Here is a 15515-nt window from a genome sequence, read left to right as displayed (position 1 = left end):
TGGATGCATAGATTAAACTTATTCATTATTACTTTCTTCACTTTTATCATCAACTGATTTCAAGTCTAACATGCTGCCTATATCAGGTGGTAAAGCTAACTCTATACCAGCTACTGGTTGATTATCTTCATTAAACCATTGTTTCTTAAATTTACTCAATGCTTCACTTTTCTTATTTTCATCCATATTACCCCGCCTTTTATGTACATGACATTAAACACTTTACTTAATATGTACATTGAGAAAGATAATATACTATTTGTACATAATGAAGGAGTAAAAACCTTCTCTGTTTACAACAACCGTTGCACCTGTAAAAAACCCCTATAGTTGTTACCCCTCGTTTTGTTATCATATTCATGACGAAACATACGTGAGCTATGTGACATGTACCTGATCATTTTATTCATATGAGACAAATACTTTTAAAGGAGTAATTATCCCCTCACTTAATTCCTCAAAACATTTTTCAAGAGCAGTATAGTGAATTTCATGTTGAAAAATCTCTTCTATCCATGGCGTCTGTTCTATTTGATTAAAAAACCAATCTGCATGTTTTTGATAATCATATCCGTCACTTGAACCAATGATCTGCAATTCTTTTCGATAAAAGTCGGCGGTTAATGTTAAGTCTTCTATATTACCATCAGAAAGAATACATATAGCCCCATTACTTTTAATAGCCTTTTGCAATGTGTGAAACCCTCTATTTGTAGCAGAACATTCCAAACCGTAATTATATGTTTCTATTATTTGCTTTTCTGAATCAAAGAGGTTTTTCGCACCAAACTTCTTTGCAAATTCTCTTCTATTTTTATTAGGCTCAACAACATCCACATGTTCCACACCTACAAAGTATTTTAAGAAATAACAAGCGAGTAAACCGATAACTCCCATTCCAGTAATAAGTACTTTTTCATCCTGTCGCGAGTTTAGTTTCAATACTCCTTTAGCAGCATCACACGAAAGAATAGATAATAAAGCAACTTTAGGTGTTATATAACTAGGCACTCGAATTACTTTATCCCCCTTAACTATTCCTATCGTTTCATGTCCATAAAAAGAAACTACTCTATCACCTACGTTTAAATTTGTTACTTTATTACCAACTTGAATAACTTCCCCATAACTTTCATAACCAGTTTTTCTTGGATAGATAGGATTTGTATCTGTAACATCCGATTCTTTATACTGTGGTAACTCTGCTCCAATACTTATTGCACCTGCAATTGTTTTAACGATAATTTCATCATCCTGTATAGACTTAATTTCGCGCGTTTCCCACTTAAGCTGTTTTGGTCCCTTTAAAACTAATTTATTTTGTTCCATTTATAACCCTCTCATTTTATAAAAATATATTCTCACTAAATTTCAAACAATGTATAATAGATTCATCTAAAATTTATGCTATAAAGTTGGCTAGCAACTAACAGTGATAATATGATAATTGAATTTGATGGATATAGAATAAATGAGTATGTTATTGGCCTTACTTGTTCTCTTGACGAGTTAACACTAATGTATTTAAATGTCAAAAACAAACAGATATCTAATGAGGACCTTCTAAACTTATTTTGTGTACGTTATCATTATGAAAAAATTCCAAAGTTACTACAAGATAACTTCATGAGCGATGTCGTCATTGATTTAGATACAGGCTATATTTATATCCCTAATAGATAACAGTAAACTAGATTGATTGAATAGAAATTACGATTCAGCTAAGAATTTAATAAAATAAGTAATTGTCCAAATTACTGTCGCAAATTGAGTGAAAAAATACATTGTCCATTCAAAACCAGTCAATTTTCTCTCTTGTCTTACCTTTTTTAAATATCTGTAAAATATAAATGTACATAAAAACATTAGTAACAACGATAATTGTTGTAAATCATCGACTAAACGTACTGCCATAGACTCCATCACCCTCCTATTCAAAATAAATGCTACACTTTAAGGATACCATCTATTGGTAGTTTATTTCCATTTATAACAATTAAGTCCTAAACAAAAAGAGCACTCAGCAATTGAGTGCTCTAAAAAGTATTAAGGTAACACTTTTCTTTTACTTTTTATAACTCAGTTCTATCAATTCCGGTATATGATTACTATCATATTTCCTTGTATAGGGGTAACGTCACATTGCCATCAACCTAAGCTTTTGAGATACCCCCATACCGAAATTTTCACCTTTTTACAGTTATTTCTGAGAATTCAGCTCATTTTTTCGTTTTGGGGAACTATCAATTTCTTAAGTTGATGGGCATGGGGTACAGCCGAGATACGTGTAAAAATAGGTCATAGCGATACATTTTTTCCCAGACGTTATTTTTCGGAGACATTTGTAACATAAACGCGTTCGTTTTTGTTACGTTTTGTGTTTGAAAATATGAAATATCCTAATTGTTGAACTAGCTGTAACAAAATACTGTATCAAAAATAATTCATAACATTATTAGTAAAACAGCTTTTTGTTACATCGAAATCTGATAATGGAAATAAAATATAGCCCATAACCTTAAATTACACGCATCTCGACTGAACCCTTTTTCATTTGAACTTAACATAATATTACGATGTAAAATTTTCTTATTTGCTGTAATATTAGGAAGGGATTACTTAAAGGAGTAGACAGATGAAAAGATTAAACAATACAACTTTTGGGGTTGCCGTAGGAGCAAATTTCATATTTTGTATAGCTTTGTATATTTATTTTACTTATCATTATGAACTTATTTATATTCACCCTGGTGCACCATATTTAGATACTGGACGTGATCTTACATATATAATTTATGCCTTAATGCTCCCATTAGTTATCGCCATTATTTCTTCAACTATGGCATTGAAAAAAAATAAAGATCACGCAAAATTGTTGGTTCCTAATATACACTTTTCCGTAATATTTTTGATATTCACTACCGCCTGGTTTCTTTTTATGTGTATTTATGGTTAAGCGCTACAAGTCTTAACATTAAATGATATGGTGCCCCCCTATAGGTAGTTACTTTGAGAAGTCAGCTAATTTTTTTCGTTTTGTCTTTTATTTTTCGTAAATTGACGGGCATGTGGGCGGTACCCTTTATTGTAAAAAGACAACAAAGTTATTAAATTTTTAAACCTAAAACAAGCATAACCCCGTTCTAAATTTAGGACGGGGTTAAAATATAGTTTTTTAATTTTCGATATAAGATACTTAACTTTACTCAAAAATATAACAATAAAGTCGTTTGAAAATCTAAGGTTTATTCAAAAATAGCGCCCAATTGTTGAAGAAGATTCATTCTATCCCCTTAAGTCCCCAATATTTTTTAGGGAAAATAATTATTTCGTCTACATAATTAAATAAGCGATTGGACTGTGGGATAATTCAACCTAAAGTTCTATTTTATATTTTTTTTGCTGCATAATCACCATAAAAGTAAGTGTTCTCTAACTCACCGTATTTAGGAGAAGCAATTATAGTGTATTTACCATTTTCATCAACTTCAAACAAAGCTACATTATTATATTCCGATCCCCCATTTGAATCATCTACTAACATATCTATGTTGTATATCCCTTTTGTTAATACTCCACTTTTTTGAAAGTCCTCAATTAGATCTTGGGCCTTTGGAATAGTTTTAGACATGTCAAATTTAAATAGAAAATTTACTACACCTAAATACCTGACATTATAATTTTCACGTCGGGGGTCACTTGGTATTAATGTAGGTAAAAGTTTAGTAGTATCTATCTTTTGGGTCTTTTTAAAATCATCAAGTAGTTCTTGAGAATAAATTATATTAAACTCAAGGTTGTCGTAGGGAAATATATAAACAGGACCATTCTCTACCGAAATAAATTTATTAGGATATTTCACTAATCCATATTTTTTTATGATTTGTTCAATTACTTGAACTACTTCTGGATGTTGCTCAATATATGCACCCTTGAATTGTTCAAGATAGATATCGTCACTGTCATCATTTGAAATTTTCCAAGTACCTCTTTCGATCATTAGAAACGGATAAGCACGATATGGCTTTTTCATTTCTACATAAGTTTGATGGTCAACCCCTTGAAACCAATAATTATCTGTCTCAACAACAGAAAACCCACCTTGTATTCCATAGTTTGTTTTTAAATATTTTTGTATTGGTTGATTCAAATCATCTTTAGAGAAATTAGAGAAACATCCACTAAGAATTAAGATTGATGTACTTACTAAGATGACTTGAATCAATCTTTTAATACTCTTCATTTTTCACCCTACATTTCTAAAATTTTTATAATATTATAACATTCCCATTCAACTAAACTGCCACGTTGGCTAAAGTCCACTTCTTTACATTCTTAACGAAACAATTAATAAAATCACTCCGTAATCTGGCCCAATTACTGAATAAAATGACCGGTATTTTTAAAACAACTTTATTATCTCTGTACATTTATAGTACTTCTATTTCTTCATGTCGGTAAGGTAATTCAAGCTCAAGTAAGATTATTACTTAAATAACATTTGTAAATGGACAGGCTCAGTAAACAGTATGTAAATTGTTAAAATATCACTCATACCTGTTAAAACAAACAAAGCGAGGGATATTATGTTAAATTTTTATGTAACACTGTTTCTTATATTCGACACTGCAATATTCTTATTTTTTAAGTCTGGTTCACCAAAAATTAAGGCTAAAAACCTATCGTTGATAATGGTCTGTTTAGGGATAAATCTACTCACAAGTCCAATGGCTTTTTTTTATAGGCGGGATGGCAACAGCCCCTCCAGATAGTACTGCACTTGATTTTTGGGGAGGATTTCTCTTCATTCAGGGAATACCGCTTCTCATACTACTTGCAGCTTTTTTGAAGTTGGCACTAGCAAAGAAAACAAAACAAGTATAGAAGCATATAATGAATAGGTGGATTCCTTGTGAGAGTAGGGATCCACTTTTTTCTTGCTATCAATAATGTTACGTTATGTTAACTTTATATGCATATCCTATTCATCCAAATGTACACAAAATAGGCCTTGCTAATGGTACAAATAGGATAACGGAGGAATATTATGGGATATCTTAATCAGCTTTATGTAATACTGTATTTTATAATCGGCCTTGCAGTATTCTCATTCTTCAATTCTGATTCACCGAAAACTAAGGATAAAAATCTAACATTCATAATGGTCAGTTTAGGGGTAAATCTATGCACAATTCCAGTGGGTTTATTTATAGGTGTGATGGCAACAGACTCTCCATATAGTACTGAACTTGATTTTTGGGAAGGATTTCTCTTTATTTATGGAATACCGCTCCTCCTACTACTTGTAGCTTTGATATGGTGGTTTATCCGCAAGGGCAAAGAAAAAATCGACACATAGAATTTTAAAATGACTTCCGCTAACGATAAGTATGTAAATGAGCTGCCGATATGGACAGCTCATTGTATTTTGCTTAACATGTTTTTTCAAAAATGATATCAGTTAAAAGAACAAAAAACTAAGACCGCAACTAAAAATCTTATCTCTTTCTATTCATTCTTCAATTACCATCCACCTTTAGGTACAATCGTAAAGTCAATGTTGTTTACTGGGTCTTGACCTACCTTTAGTTGGTAGTAGAAACCCCTCCCATCTTTTACCTCGTTTAAGTCTACTCCACTATCTATTAGCTTATTTACTTCTTCAATAGTGAGTTTTGGGTCTGCAATACGAATGATGATTTCCATTAGTTTTCGATACTGCTCATTAGCTGTCTTATCCTCAAATACCAGTTTTTCAGTTGTAATCGTATAGGAGTTTGACAGCCAATCACTTTTACCCATTGTGGAATAAATTTCAAATCCTTTCCAGTCTGCTTTGTAGATACGATCGTTTTCTTTATCACGATACTCTATATTTGAATCTTCGATCTCAATCATGCCATTTGAGTATTCTTTTAACTTATTTTCAAAGTCTACTCGATGTGTGAACCCGTCTTCAATAGTATCCTTAGTTAAAATATCTCGTCCGCAACTAGAGAGAATAAGTAGTAAAAAGATAGAGAATAAAATAGTGCAAAGCTTTTTCATAGAATTTACCTCATTTGGTGTATTTTTAATATTTATATTTAAACATAACTTAATTTTAAGATAAAGGGTTTATACAACTTTGTTTCAAATTCACAATAAAGATACAAAATAAAAAGTACCTCTAATGTAGTGGTACTTTTGTTGTTTTATAATTCCGTCAGCAATTCGAATTTTCTTTTTTGATCCGAAGATAGTTCATTTTCTACATACCTTTTTATAAGTAGATCAATTATTTCATGAATATATTTGGTATTTTGGGTACCGCCACATGCCCATCAAGCTAACATTTTGAAGTGCCCCCAAAACGAAAATTTCATCTTTTCATAGGTGTCCATGAGAATTTAGTTCATTTTTTTCGTTTTGGGGAACATTTAATTTCTTAAGTTGATGGCAATGTATGGTGACCCCTATTAGAAGGATTATTTTGTTTAAATTTAGCTTAATTCTCATCAATAATTATCTAAAAATTTTAAAATCGTTATATAATGAACTTAATTAAAAATTAGGAGTGGTTAAAGTGCCAGATACAATAAGACTCGTTCTTTTCATCCTTATAGCAATTAGTGCTGTTTTCTCTTTAATAAAAGAGTTTAAAAAACCTGAGAAAAAAGCACTTTGGATTACGATTGAATTTTTAGTTCTTTTCTGGGCGATATGGGTAATAGCGAATATCATAATCTAATTTATAAATTATGATTCCTCCCCTGAATAAAACTCAATATTCCGTCAATAATATAGATAGGCGATAGCCAAAACCCATTTAATGAAGTCCCTAGCCTTTCTCCTTGTTCCCCCTTGGAGAACCGAGCAGTTAGTTTTGGCTAACTGCTCCTTTATTTATAACAGTGATAAAATTCTTTAAAATGATTCTTCTTTATTTCTCAATATAAAGAGCCTTGGATTTTCGTTAACAATCTTGTAGTATATGAACAAAGAGTAAGGAAAGAGTTACTCTTTGCCTTTTTACATATAGAGATAGTTTTGTTTAATTTTTCACCATTAACCGCAAAAAATTCTTATAATCGTTATATACTAAATTAATCAATGAATTAGGAGTAGATCAAATGCCAGTTACACTAGAACTTATTCTTTTCATTCTTCTAGCAATTTGTGCTGTTGGCTATTTAGTAAAAGAATTTCAAAAAACTAGGAAAAGAACAATTGGAATTTTCCTAGAATTCTTGGTTCTTTTCTGGTCAATATGGAGAATATCGACTATCATAATCTAATTTATAAAACATAAAATCCTTCGAATAAAAATCAATATTATGTCCATAATGTTGATAGGCTGTATGCCAAAATCAATTTAGTTTTCTCTGTATCTCCTTGTATGGAGCAGTTAGCTTTTGCTAGCTGCTCTTTTATATGTAACCCCGTTAGACAAGTTTTCATATAATATAGTCATTCCTTTCTTATGAATTAAGCTCGTCACTTAAATTATAAAAATGGGTTTATATCCTATAATCTTTTCAGGGATTATTCATATTTTATTTCTGAAAAAGTTGCTCTGATTTTAAAAAGGTGGTTGCGGAAACAACTGCCTTTTTATTTATGACAAAATGAAATTTTTATAACCTTTTACCACACTCAACTGCTTCGTTATAATTCTCCTCAAACGCTTCATCCAATGACTGCTGCACCAACCTGTCATAGTACTCACACTTGCGAATTAAGTATTCGAAGTCATCTTTAAAAATAACTGTCACTTCATGCCCCTCTTCGTCTTTAGGTGCATGGAATGCTGTTTCTTTAATTTGTTGCGTTCTATTTTCTAACATCATTCATCCCTCATTGCCTTATATTTTTCAAATGTCCCATTCTTCCTTAAAACATTCACCAGCTGCCTTATCGTTGTTTCCGTTATACCTAGAGATAAAGCAATCCCTTTTACCTTTCCGAATCCATAATACTTGCATATGTAGGCTAATTCTTTCGTTGTGTATGGCTTCTTATGATTCGGATGGTAATCGGGATGGTACTTCATTCTGCCCTGCATATCGTATTGAACTTCCATCCTGATCACTTTCCTTTCAAATGAAGTTTTTATCATGAAACAAACCTTGAATGTTTATATCACTTTTAGACATCCTAAAAATAGGAGGTGATATATATGAATAACTCTAAAAAAGAAAAAAATGATGTGACAAATAATAATGTGCTTGGTCTTGATTTAGATGAACAGGCTATGAACGGGTTATACGGAATGCCTGAAACTGATATTGAAGAAAAAGATCACCGTAAAAAAAGCAATTCTCCTAAAATCTAGTACATATTTACACATAACACCTTTTTGGTTAGGAGCACATTGCAAAAGTGCTCTTAATTTTCGGTGATTAAACCAAATAGCGTTTTTATTGGTTTTTCATTCATTTCTGAATAATTTTTTAACCCTGTTCATACTATTTTTCTAACTCTTAGTTACGAACTATTTCTGTAAGCGCAGCGTTTCTTTTGTACAACGAGCAGTTAGTTTTATTAACTAGCTGCTTCGTTGCGCAAAAGAAAGATCTGTACATGTATTAAGAACATACATAAAATATCATGTGGAATTCTTTTTCAATATTAATTTTGGTCATGGAGCGCCTTAAAAAGCGCTCTTTACATTTATAATAAATAACCATTTCGCTCGAACATACTCACGGTTTATATTAGTTAAGCGTATATTTACATAGACAAGACATAGCTTTTTATTATGCATGCACAATTTTTGTGCATGTTTTTTCAATATAATACGGGGGTTTTTAACCATCTGAGAACCCAGCTTTACCAATATAGTTTAAAAATTTCCCATTTCTCATGTATAATACTGTTAAACAATCGAATTCTACAACCAGTAATGGAGGCATTAAAATGGGAAGTGTCCCAAATTTACCACCACAACAATCAATCTCAAAAAAACAAATTAATCCTAGCAAGAACCTACAAACGAATAAAAAGCTAAGACGTCGTTTTTTATTAGCGTTTGCTTTTATGCTACCTATGGTTATTTCCATTCAAATTTCCATTTATAAACAAGAACAAATGATTCAAGAAAAACAAATTACACTTAATAAAGAAAAGAAAAAATTGTTTGAATTAGAACTTATAGGACGTTATTTTGAAAACGATATTAAAACTTTAACAGAGAGCGAAGAAGGTATTTTAAAGTTCGCAAGGAAATTGTATGGGTTCTCCAGACCTGATGAAACTATATTTCAAATAACTGAATAACTTTTCAATACATAAGCGATAATCATTAATCATGGAGCGATTTAATGATCATCGCTTTTTATCAAAATTCTATTAAATAACTATTTTGTTATAAAGTCACTGCTTCTGCTGCTGGTTTATTTTTAATTAATTGTTCAATTGTCATTTGCAAGCCGACCCAGTAAGCAATTAATCTATATGGCATAACCTGTCCTAAATCGTATAACCATTCCATATCATCTGTTTCTAAAGATGTATTTTCGTAAACATCCATTATTCCACGTTGATATTCTCTAACATTCGCACTCTCTCTTATTACGGATGTGATTTGATTGTAAACATCCTTGCTGTCCTCCATATTATCCATCTCGTAATCATTCCAGTTTTCTTTTAAATCCCGTCTAGCTGCGTTATTATCGAAATCCCATCGATCATTACAGAATGCCGTTAATTTTTTTGTGAAGTAATGTAAACCAAAGTCATTGATGTTTTCTAAAGTCGCTAGGCAAGTTAAACTATAGACCGCTTCGCCAATGTCACCAGAGATAAATACGTTTGCACCGGATAATACATATTTTGTACGATACATGTTTGTTCCAGGTTTCCCCCACTGAATAACTTGCAAGCCCTCTTCACCTGTTATTTCAGCCACATGATCCTTAAACCATCTCGTTTTAATTACCTCAATTGCTTTTTCGTTGTAATTCATTCTTCAATATGTCTTTATTCTTTTCAAGATTTTGAAGATACTCTTTGTATTGAGTTAATTCTGCAGGTCCTCTAGACTGTTTTTTATAAAAATGTATACAACCATAACTATCCTTTACTAAAAGAATTATTTTCCCTCTAAACACCATAATTTTCATCCTTTTATTAAAAGTTATATTAATTAAATGAAAGTTCATTATTAAATAATCAGTACTCGAATCATTGCATAATCCTTACCCTATTCACTCTAACTTGCAACATGTTTGCATTACCCTTGCTCAAATCATAATAAACATGATATATTCAGCAGCTTAAGTCTTTTAATATATTATTAAAAAAAGGATATGCTTAATTGCATATCCACTATTAAGAATAGTATACATTTCACCTATTCCACACTTTCTTCTTATTTATATACTTATCTTCGCTTCTCCAATATCCTGTTTTTTAATTAAATCTAAGTAAAAATGTGAGACAGTTGTGTTGTAATAAGGAGAAATAAAAATAAATGATAGATTAAATGTAAACATTCCGATAAATGCGGCTAATAAAAACCAACCAATAAATGATAACCAAAGAACAAATAACTTTAGTTTTTGCCCTTTCATTATTCTTTTACTTTCTCTCAATGCTTCACTTGCTGTATAATCAGGATTCTCTACTAATATGTAATACGACATGGAATAAGAAAAATATTTAATAATACCTGGAACAATTAATAAGAAACTCCATAAAAAAAGAAAAATAGCTTGCAGCAGCCCCAATTTCATTGATTTAAACACATTCTTCTTTTTAAATCCCGAAAATACATCGTCTACATTAGCATCTTCTTTTTTCCCTAAGTGTAAAGTAAAAACAGAATACCCATAATTGAAGATACCTTGTATGACACTATAAATTAGGAAACAAACCCCACCTAAACCAATATAACTTAGAATAAGTACAGCAAGTGCTACTGGATCTACTTGTGGTTGCCCATCTATTGAATAAATAAATAATGCATCAGGGCCAATTATCCCGATAAACAGTACAAATATTAAATACATAAAAAAGGCGATGGCTGATGCACTTAAGGTTGGTACAAAATAGAATAAAGCTGATACTCCTATACCTACCCCCCATTTCCCATCTAACGAATTCAATGCTGCTTTCTTTAAATTTCCGATCATACTCGTGTCCCCTTCTTTTTTCTTATTTTTCTTTACTAAAAAAATAAAAGAACTTGTAGCAAGGCCCCGCTACAAGTTCTTTTAGCCAAATACTTTAGCTCATCGAAAAATTATTTATTCTACACAATCGGGGGTAATGCCTAAAATATGGTTTGTTAACATCATTATATAACATAATTATGAATTTTCGTTAAAAATTCTATATTTTTAGTCAAATATCTCTCCACATTTATTTATACTTGTTTCTGTTGTTAGGTTTTCTTAGCGTGACAAAATTCACATTAGTTTATGCTGGAATTTGTTTAATAGTAAATGTTCTCCAAATAGTTCTTCAATGTGTTGCTTGAATTGTTCGATATGTATATTTTCCTCCCCCTTTATAATCTCATTCCCGCAAAAATTATAATTCTATGACTCTATCGCATACTTGTGCTACATATGGATCATGCGTGACAATAACAATTGTCTTTCCCTCTTTATTTAGATTTTTTAAAATTTGTATGATTTCATTTCTATTGTTATCATCTAAAGAGCCTGTTGGTTCATCGGCCAATATTAACTCGCAAGGCTTTAGAAGTATCCTTGCTATGGCAACCCTTTGTTGCTCACCACCTGAAAGCTCGTGTATTTTTTGCTGTAATGATACGCTCAGTCCAACTTTTTCTAAGGCGGCTGCTTTTAATTCTTTCTTTTCCATCTTTGTTTTTTTTGCATAAATCAAGGGAATTTCTAAATTTTTATTTACAGTATCATTGTCGATGAGTGCATAATTTTGAAAGAGATACGACATTCTTGTCCTCAGAAGCTTATTTGCTTTACTAGAACCCATATTAGGACTCTCTGCACCAAATAATTTAGCGACTCCGCTATCTGGGTTCTCTAGCATTCCTATAATATTTAGAATCGTTGTTTTACCAGATCCGCTTTTTCCAGTAATCGCAACCATTTCCCCTTCATAAATTTTTAAATTGAACTCATCTAAAACTGCATGATTTCCATAACTTTTACAAACATCTATTAGTTCACATATATATTGCATGCGTTTATATTAACCTCCCTTTATCACCGTTTTTTTATTTCTTCGTTCCATCGTGATTAATGCAATAATTGAGGCGGTAAATTCAATTAAAATAAGCATTGCCACCACTGTAAGTAATTTCAAATCAAACTCTTTCTTTACGATGAAGCAAATTGATAGTTGTACAATCCACATTAATACAAATTGCAACATGTATCCCTTATATGTTCTAAAAAAATCTACGCCAAATAAGCGATGTACCACTATTTTCTGCTGATTTTTATTGAAATACACAATAATATTCTGTGCTACCAAAAATAATATGCCGACAATTAGTCCACTAGTAACCGTCAATAGTATTTTCATTGTTTTTTGCAGATTGTATATATCTTTTGAAATATATTGGTCAACTGTTACAAGATATCTTAAATTATCATCTAATCCTAATCTTTTAAGTTCTGGCTCTAGTGTCTTATACGTTAATCCTGCATCTCGCTTTATCAACTTAATTTTTAAAGGATCATTCGCCCCTCCGCCTAATATAAGATCTCTTTCTCCAACAAAACTATTCTTCTCTGTCATTACTTCAATAATTTCATCTCTAATTTTGTTATTGTCAGATTTATATACATCTGGATTGAAACTAAAGATTTCCTGATTATTCTTTATCCAAATAATGTCTATTTTCCGATTACGTAAATGATTCGGGACTTCTCTGTGCATTCTTTTTTCTTCATATTCTATTGCTGGCTTTCTCCGTTCTTCAAAAAAGCGAAGAATTTCTTTTTCCCTGTTCTGATATTTTTCAGGTACTAATAAAATCCAGTTTTCCGTATCTTCTGAAACTTTTACGCGCTGATTATGTATGTCATATAGCGGAAATTCGCGAAGGTAATTATTATTTACGGTAACTGACCAAATTCCTTTATAATCTTTATTTCTAGACAATTCTATTTCTTCATACTCCTTGGAATCAATCAATACCGCTCCCATTTTATTCAAAATAGGATACAAATCACCATTTATACTTGACGCCGTTTTATGCATCCCTTGTTGTTCTTCATCATTCCCTACAGAAAGCGGATAAAAGACACCATAATCTTTGTTTTTCTCCCAGTTTTTTAAATTCACTTGTTTTTCTTTCACTGTAATATATTGTTCTAAAATAGACGTCCCTAATAAAACAAATATAATAGAACAAGTAACTTTCAACAGCGTATTGAATACAAATATACCTTTTGTATCTTTTCTATTTTTAATCATTTGATTGACTTTAATTTTAGAAATATAAAAATATGAAACGACAGATAATATTGTAATAATGAGATACGTTTTACATTGATCGAACATAATGGTGTAGATAAACCCTGAAGTTACATTTTTTACGAAAGCAGTTGCAAGTACGGAAATACCTATCGATAAAACAAACATACTAGCAATAGTTCTACCTATAACGATAAACCATAAACGCAAATTCGATACGCCGTGCATTTTTATAACGCCAATCCTTTTCGCTTCGTTAAATACATAATAAATGAGAAAACATAGGAGCACGATAAACACCATATACTGAATATAGGATAAAGAATTAATTGGTGAATCGAGAGCTTCTTCGTTATTACTAAGATTCCGTTTAAAATCGTCAGCAACAATATACTGTTTCGGCTTAAAATGCTGATTTAACTTTTTAGAGAAAAGCTTTAAAAATGCATCGTATGATTTATCATCTACTCCTTCTACAACATACCTTCCTGCCATAGGTAAATGTACGTACGACGTTTGAAGCGGTTTAATTGTAATCACATGATTATCTCCAAAATCTTTTATTACTCCCTTTTGTTTTGTATCTTTCGTATGTACTGTCGATAAAAAAGCATTACCTTGAAATGTGTCTTTTGGCTTTAACACATCCCCCCCACTTAACTGAAACTGTTTAAAATATATCGTTTCAGTTGTTAGTAACACATACTTCAAAATTTCTACATGTTCATCTTCATGATACGCAACATTTGTACGAAAAATATTTGTATGTGACTCCTTTGCTGCCTCGAGTAATATAGGATAAATTTCACTAGGATTCGCAAAACCCAGTACATCTGGGATAACAAACTCTTTACCTATCCTCTGTTCTACCTTTTCCATTTTTTCAAATTCTTTATGATCCGTTTGTTGAAATGCAATAAAACCTGACAATATAGACGCTACAATAAGAAAAAACACAACTACTTTTTTCATAACACCCTCCCCTGTAATTTTTTAGTATATTTCGATAAAAATGGAAACACCAGGGTGAATGTTGTCTATATGACTTTATTTTCAATCATTATTTTTCATTTCAAAATGGCGCACCGCCCCATGCCTATCAACTTAAGAAAAATAAATTCCCCAAAACGAAAAAAATAAGCTGACTCCTCAAAGTAACTACCTGTAGAGAAATAAAATTTTCGTTTAGGGAGTACTTCAAAACCTTAGCTTGATAGCGATGGGGTAACGTCAGGAAAATACGGATTTACAACGTTTAGGAATTTTCAATACTAAAAAGCCGAACTTCACCGTTAATTAATAGAGAAATTGGGCTTTTTCATTACTCCGTAAGCATTTTTAAGCTATATTTAAAAACCATGCTTTGACATTGTCTAGAGCATGGTAATTATTTAAACAAATATAAATCTGCTAAGTTCATTTTTCAGCTCAGCTATTTAATGAATTCATTAACTGGAAGAAGTATTCAGGTTTATGAGTCTTATTTAGGTTATACCATGCATGTAATGTATCTGGTGCAAATACATCTAATTTTTTCAGTACTTCCATCGCAAATTCCAGAGGAGCTATTCCTGATGCAGTAACTAAATTCGCATCAGATACCGCAGATCCCAACTCATAGAATTTTTCTCCTTTATAGTTAGGACATACCATTTTAGTGTATTCTAAATTATTAGTTGTATGCTTTCTAGTATCTAAGTATCCCATATTCGCAAGGTCCTCAGTTGCACCACAAATTGCAGCAACAATAGTGCCAAACTTTAAAGCTTGGCCAATTCTTTCCAAGATAGGTTGATGGATTTCTTCACTCCAAGTAGTCCCTCCTGGTAAAATTAAAAGATCTTTACTCTCAAAAGTACATTCATCAAGGGAAATATCTGGTTTTATGCTCAGTCCCCCCATAGTAGTAATCATTTCTTTATTAGCTCCTACTGTAATTACTTTTAAAGGTACTAAATCTTTTTTAAAATATCTTCCTGAGTTTAGTTCGGTAATTAAATATCCATATTCCCAGTCCGACATTGTATTAAATACATATAGAAAAACTTTTTTTGTTTGCATCCCATATCACTCCAATCACAACTGATATGGATATTATAATATAACTTCCCTGACAGTTA

General features: G+C 31.5%; 18 protein-coding genes and 1 pseudogene. 7 read left to right on the top strand and 12 right to left on the bottom strand.

The genetic code is table 11. The features are described from left to right. Positions 1 to 18 precede the first annotated feature (18 nt). Both DN389_RS28280 and DN389_RS00945 read right to left on the bottom strand, forming a co-directional pair. Complete coding sequence (locus DN389_RS28280; protein WP_098191431.1) at positions 19 to 186, bottom strand: hypothetical protein; 168 nt, start codon at positions 184 to 186, stop codon at positions 19 to 21. A 216-nt stretch (positions 187 to 402) separates the two neighbouring features. Further along, on the bottom strand, positions 403 to 1329 hold the full coding sequence (locus DN389_RS00945) for a zinc-binding dehydrogenase (protein WP_098191432.1): 927 nt from the start codon (positions 1327 to 1329) through the stop codon (positions 403 to 405). Positions 1330 to 1440: 111 nt separating this feature from the next. Here DN389_RS00945 and DN389_RS28685 point away from each other — a divergent pair, with 111 nt between their 5' ends. Beyond that, positions 1441 to 1683 carry a hypothetical protein gene (locus tag DN389_RS28685; RefSeq protein WP_046955964.1) on the top strand — a complete coding sequence of 81 codons (243 nt, stop codon included), beginning with the start codon at positions 1441 to 1443 and terminating at the stop codon, positions 1681 to 1683. A 27-nt stretch (positions 1684 to 1710) separates the two neighbouring features. On the opposite strand, the gene DN389_RS00935 is transcribed toward DN389_RS28685, so the two are convergent. Further along, entirely contained in the window at positions 1711 to 1914 is a 204-nt protein-coding gene (locus tag DN389_RS00935) for a hypothetical protein (RefSeq protein WP_149236742.1), read from the bottom strand. 721 nt (positions 1915 to 2635) lie between these two features. On the opposite strand from DN389_RS00935, the gene DN389_RS00930 reads away from it, so the two are divergent. After that, positions 2636 to 2956, top strand: a complete 321-nt coding sequence (locus DN389_RS00930; protein WP_149236741.1) for a hypothetical protein — start codon at positions 2636 to 2638, stop codon at positions 2954 to 2956. Positions 2957 to 3388: 432 nt separating this feature from the next. Here DN389_RS00930 and DN389_RS00925 read toward each other — a convergent pair whose 3' ends face one another. Then, positions 3389 to 4243, bottom strand: coding sequence for a hypothetical protein (locus tag DN389_RS00925; RefSeq protein ID WP_149236740.1), 855 nt, complete (start codon positions 4241 to 4243; stop codon positions 3389 to 3391). Between the two features lie 343 nt (positions 4244 to 4586). Here DN389_RS00925 and DN389_RS28680 point away from each other — a divergent pair. Both DN389_RS28680 and DN389_RS00915 read left to right on the top strand, forming a co-directional pair. Next, a pseudogene (locus tag DN389_RS28680) lies at positions 4587 to 4884 on the top strand (hypothetical protein). Positions 4885 to 5047: 163 nt separating this feature from the next. After that, positions 5048 to 5359: a hypothetical protein gene (locus DN389_RS00915; RefSeq protein ID WP_149236739.1), complete on the top strand. Its 312-nt coding sequence runs from the start codon at positions 5048 to 5050 to the stop codon at positions 5357 to 5359. 164 nt (positions 5360 to 5523) lie between these two features. On the opposite strand, the gene DN389_RS00910 is transcribed toward DN389_RS00915, so the two are convergent. Continuing rightward, positions 5524 to 6048 (bottom strand): hypothetical protein, encoded by a 525-nt coding sequence (locus DN389_RS00910; RefSeq protein ID WP_149236738.1) that lies wholly within the window; start codon positions 6046 to 6048, stop codon positions 5524 to 5526. 517 nt (positions 6049 to 6565) lie between these two features. On the opposite strand from DN389_RS00910, the gene DN389_RS28275 reads away from it, so the two are divergent. Continuing rightward, the gene (locus tag DN389_RS28275) at positions 6566 to 6730 is read left to right on the top strand and encodes a hypothetical protein (protein WP_001113468.1); all 165 of its coding nucleotides are present in this window, start codon (positions 6566 to 6568) and stop codon (positions 6728 to 6730) included. Between the two features lie 886 nt (positions 6731 to 7616). On the opposite strand, the gene DN389_RS00905 is transcribed toward DN389_RS28275, so the two are convergent. Continuing rightward, positions 7617 to 7826: a hypothetical protein gene (locus DN389_RS00905; RefSeq protein ID WP_149236737.1), complete on the bottom strand. Its 210-nt coding sequence runs from the start codon at positions 7824 to 7826 to the stop codon at positions 7617 to 7619. Next, positions 7826 to 8062, bottom strand: a complete 237-nt coding sequence (locus DN389_RS00900) for a DNA-entry nuclease (protein WP_098190946.1) — start codon at positions 8060 to 8062, stop codon at positions 7826 to 7828. Before DN389_RS00900 ends, DN389_RS00905 begins: the two co-directional genes overlap by 1 nt. 96 nt (positions 8063 to 8158) lie before the next feature. Here DN389_RS00900 and DN389_RS00895 point away from each other — a divergent pair, with 96 nt between their 5' ends. Together DN389_RS00895 and DN389_RS00890 are read left to right on the top strand one after the other, a co-directional pair. Further along, positions 8159 to 8314 carry a DUF4021 domain-containing protein gene (locus DN389_RS00895; protein WP_080345149.1) on the top strand — a complete coding sequence of 52 codons (156 nt, stop codon included), beginning with the start codon at positions 8159 to 8161 and terminating at the stop codon, positions 8312 to 8314. A 584-nt stretch (positions 8315 to 8898) separates the two neighbouring features. Further along, a complete protein-coding gene (locus tag DN389_RS00890) occupies positions 8899 to 9258 on the top strand; it encodes an FtsB family cell division protein (protein WP_098190944.1) in 360 nt (119 codons plus the stop codon). Positions 9259 to 9346: 88 nt separating this feature from the next. On the opposite strand, the gene DN389_RS00885 is transcribed toward DN389_RS00890, so the two are convergent. The 5 genes from DN389_RS00885 to DN389_RS00865 all read right to left on the bottom strand — a co-directional run bounded on the left by DN389_RS00885 (position 9347) and on the right by DN389_RS00865 (position 15456). Next, positions 9347 to 9946, bottom strand: coding sequence for a hypothetical protein (locus DN389_RS00885; protein ID WP_149236736.1), 600 nt, complete (start codon positions 9944 to 9946; stop codon positions 9347 to 9349). A 409-nt stretch (positions 9947 to 10355) separates the two neighbouring features. Further along, positions 10356 to 11114, bottom strand: coding sequence for a DUF975 family protein (locus DN389_RS00880; RefSeq protein WP_098802113.1), 759 nt, complete (start codon positions 11112 to 11114; stop codon positions 10356 to 10358). A gap of 400 nt (positions 11115 to 11514) precedes the next feature. Next, positions 11515 to 12153, bottom strand: a complete 639-nt coding sequence (locus tag DN389_RS00875; RefSeq protein WP_046959492.1) for an ABC transporter ATP-binding protein — start codon at positions 12151 to 12153, stop codon at positions 11515 to 11517. A gap of 9 nt (positions 12154 to 12162) precedes the next feature. Continuing rightward, entirely contained in the window at positions 12163 to 14367 is a 2205-nt protein-coding gene (locus DN389_RS00870; RefSeq protein WP_098190614.1) for a bacteriocin-associated integral membrane family protein, read from the bottom strand. 456 nt (positions 14368 to 14823) lie between these two features. Next, complete coding sequence (locus DN389_RS00865; protein ID WP_149236735.1) at positions 14824 to 15456, bottom strand: type 1 glutamine amidotransferase family protein; 633 nt, start codon at positions 15454 to 15456, stop codon at positions 14824 to 14826. Positions 15457 to 15515: the final 59 nt, after the last annotated feature.

The organism is Bacillus sp. AY3-1, assembly GCF_008368785.1.
Classification (GTDB): domain Bacteria; phylum Bacillota; class Bacilli; order Bacillales; family Bacillaceae_G; genus Bacillus_A; species Bacillus_A wiedmannii.
This window is presented reverse-complemented; position numbering and strand designations above follow the sequence as displayed.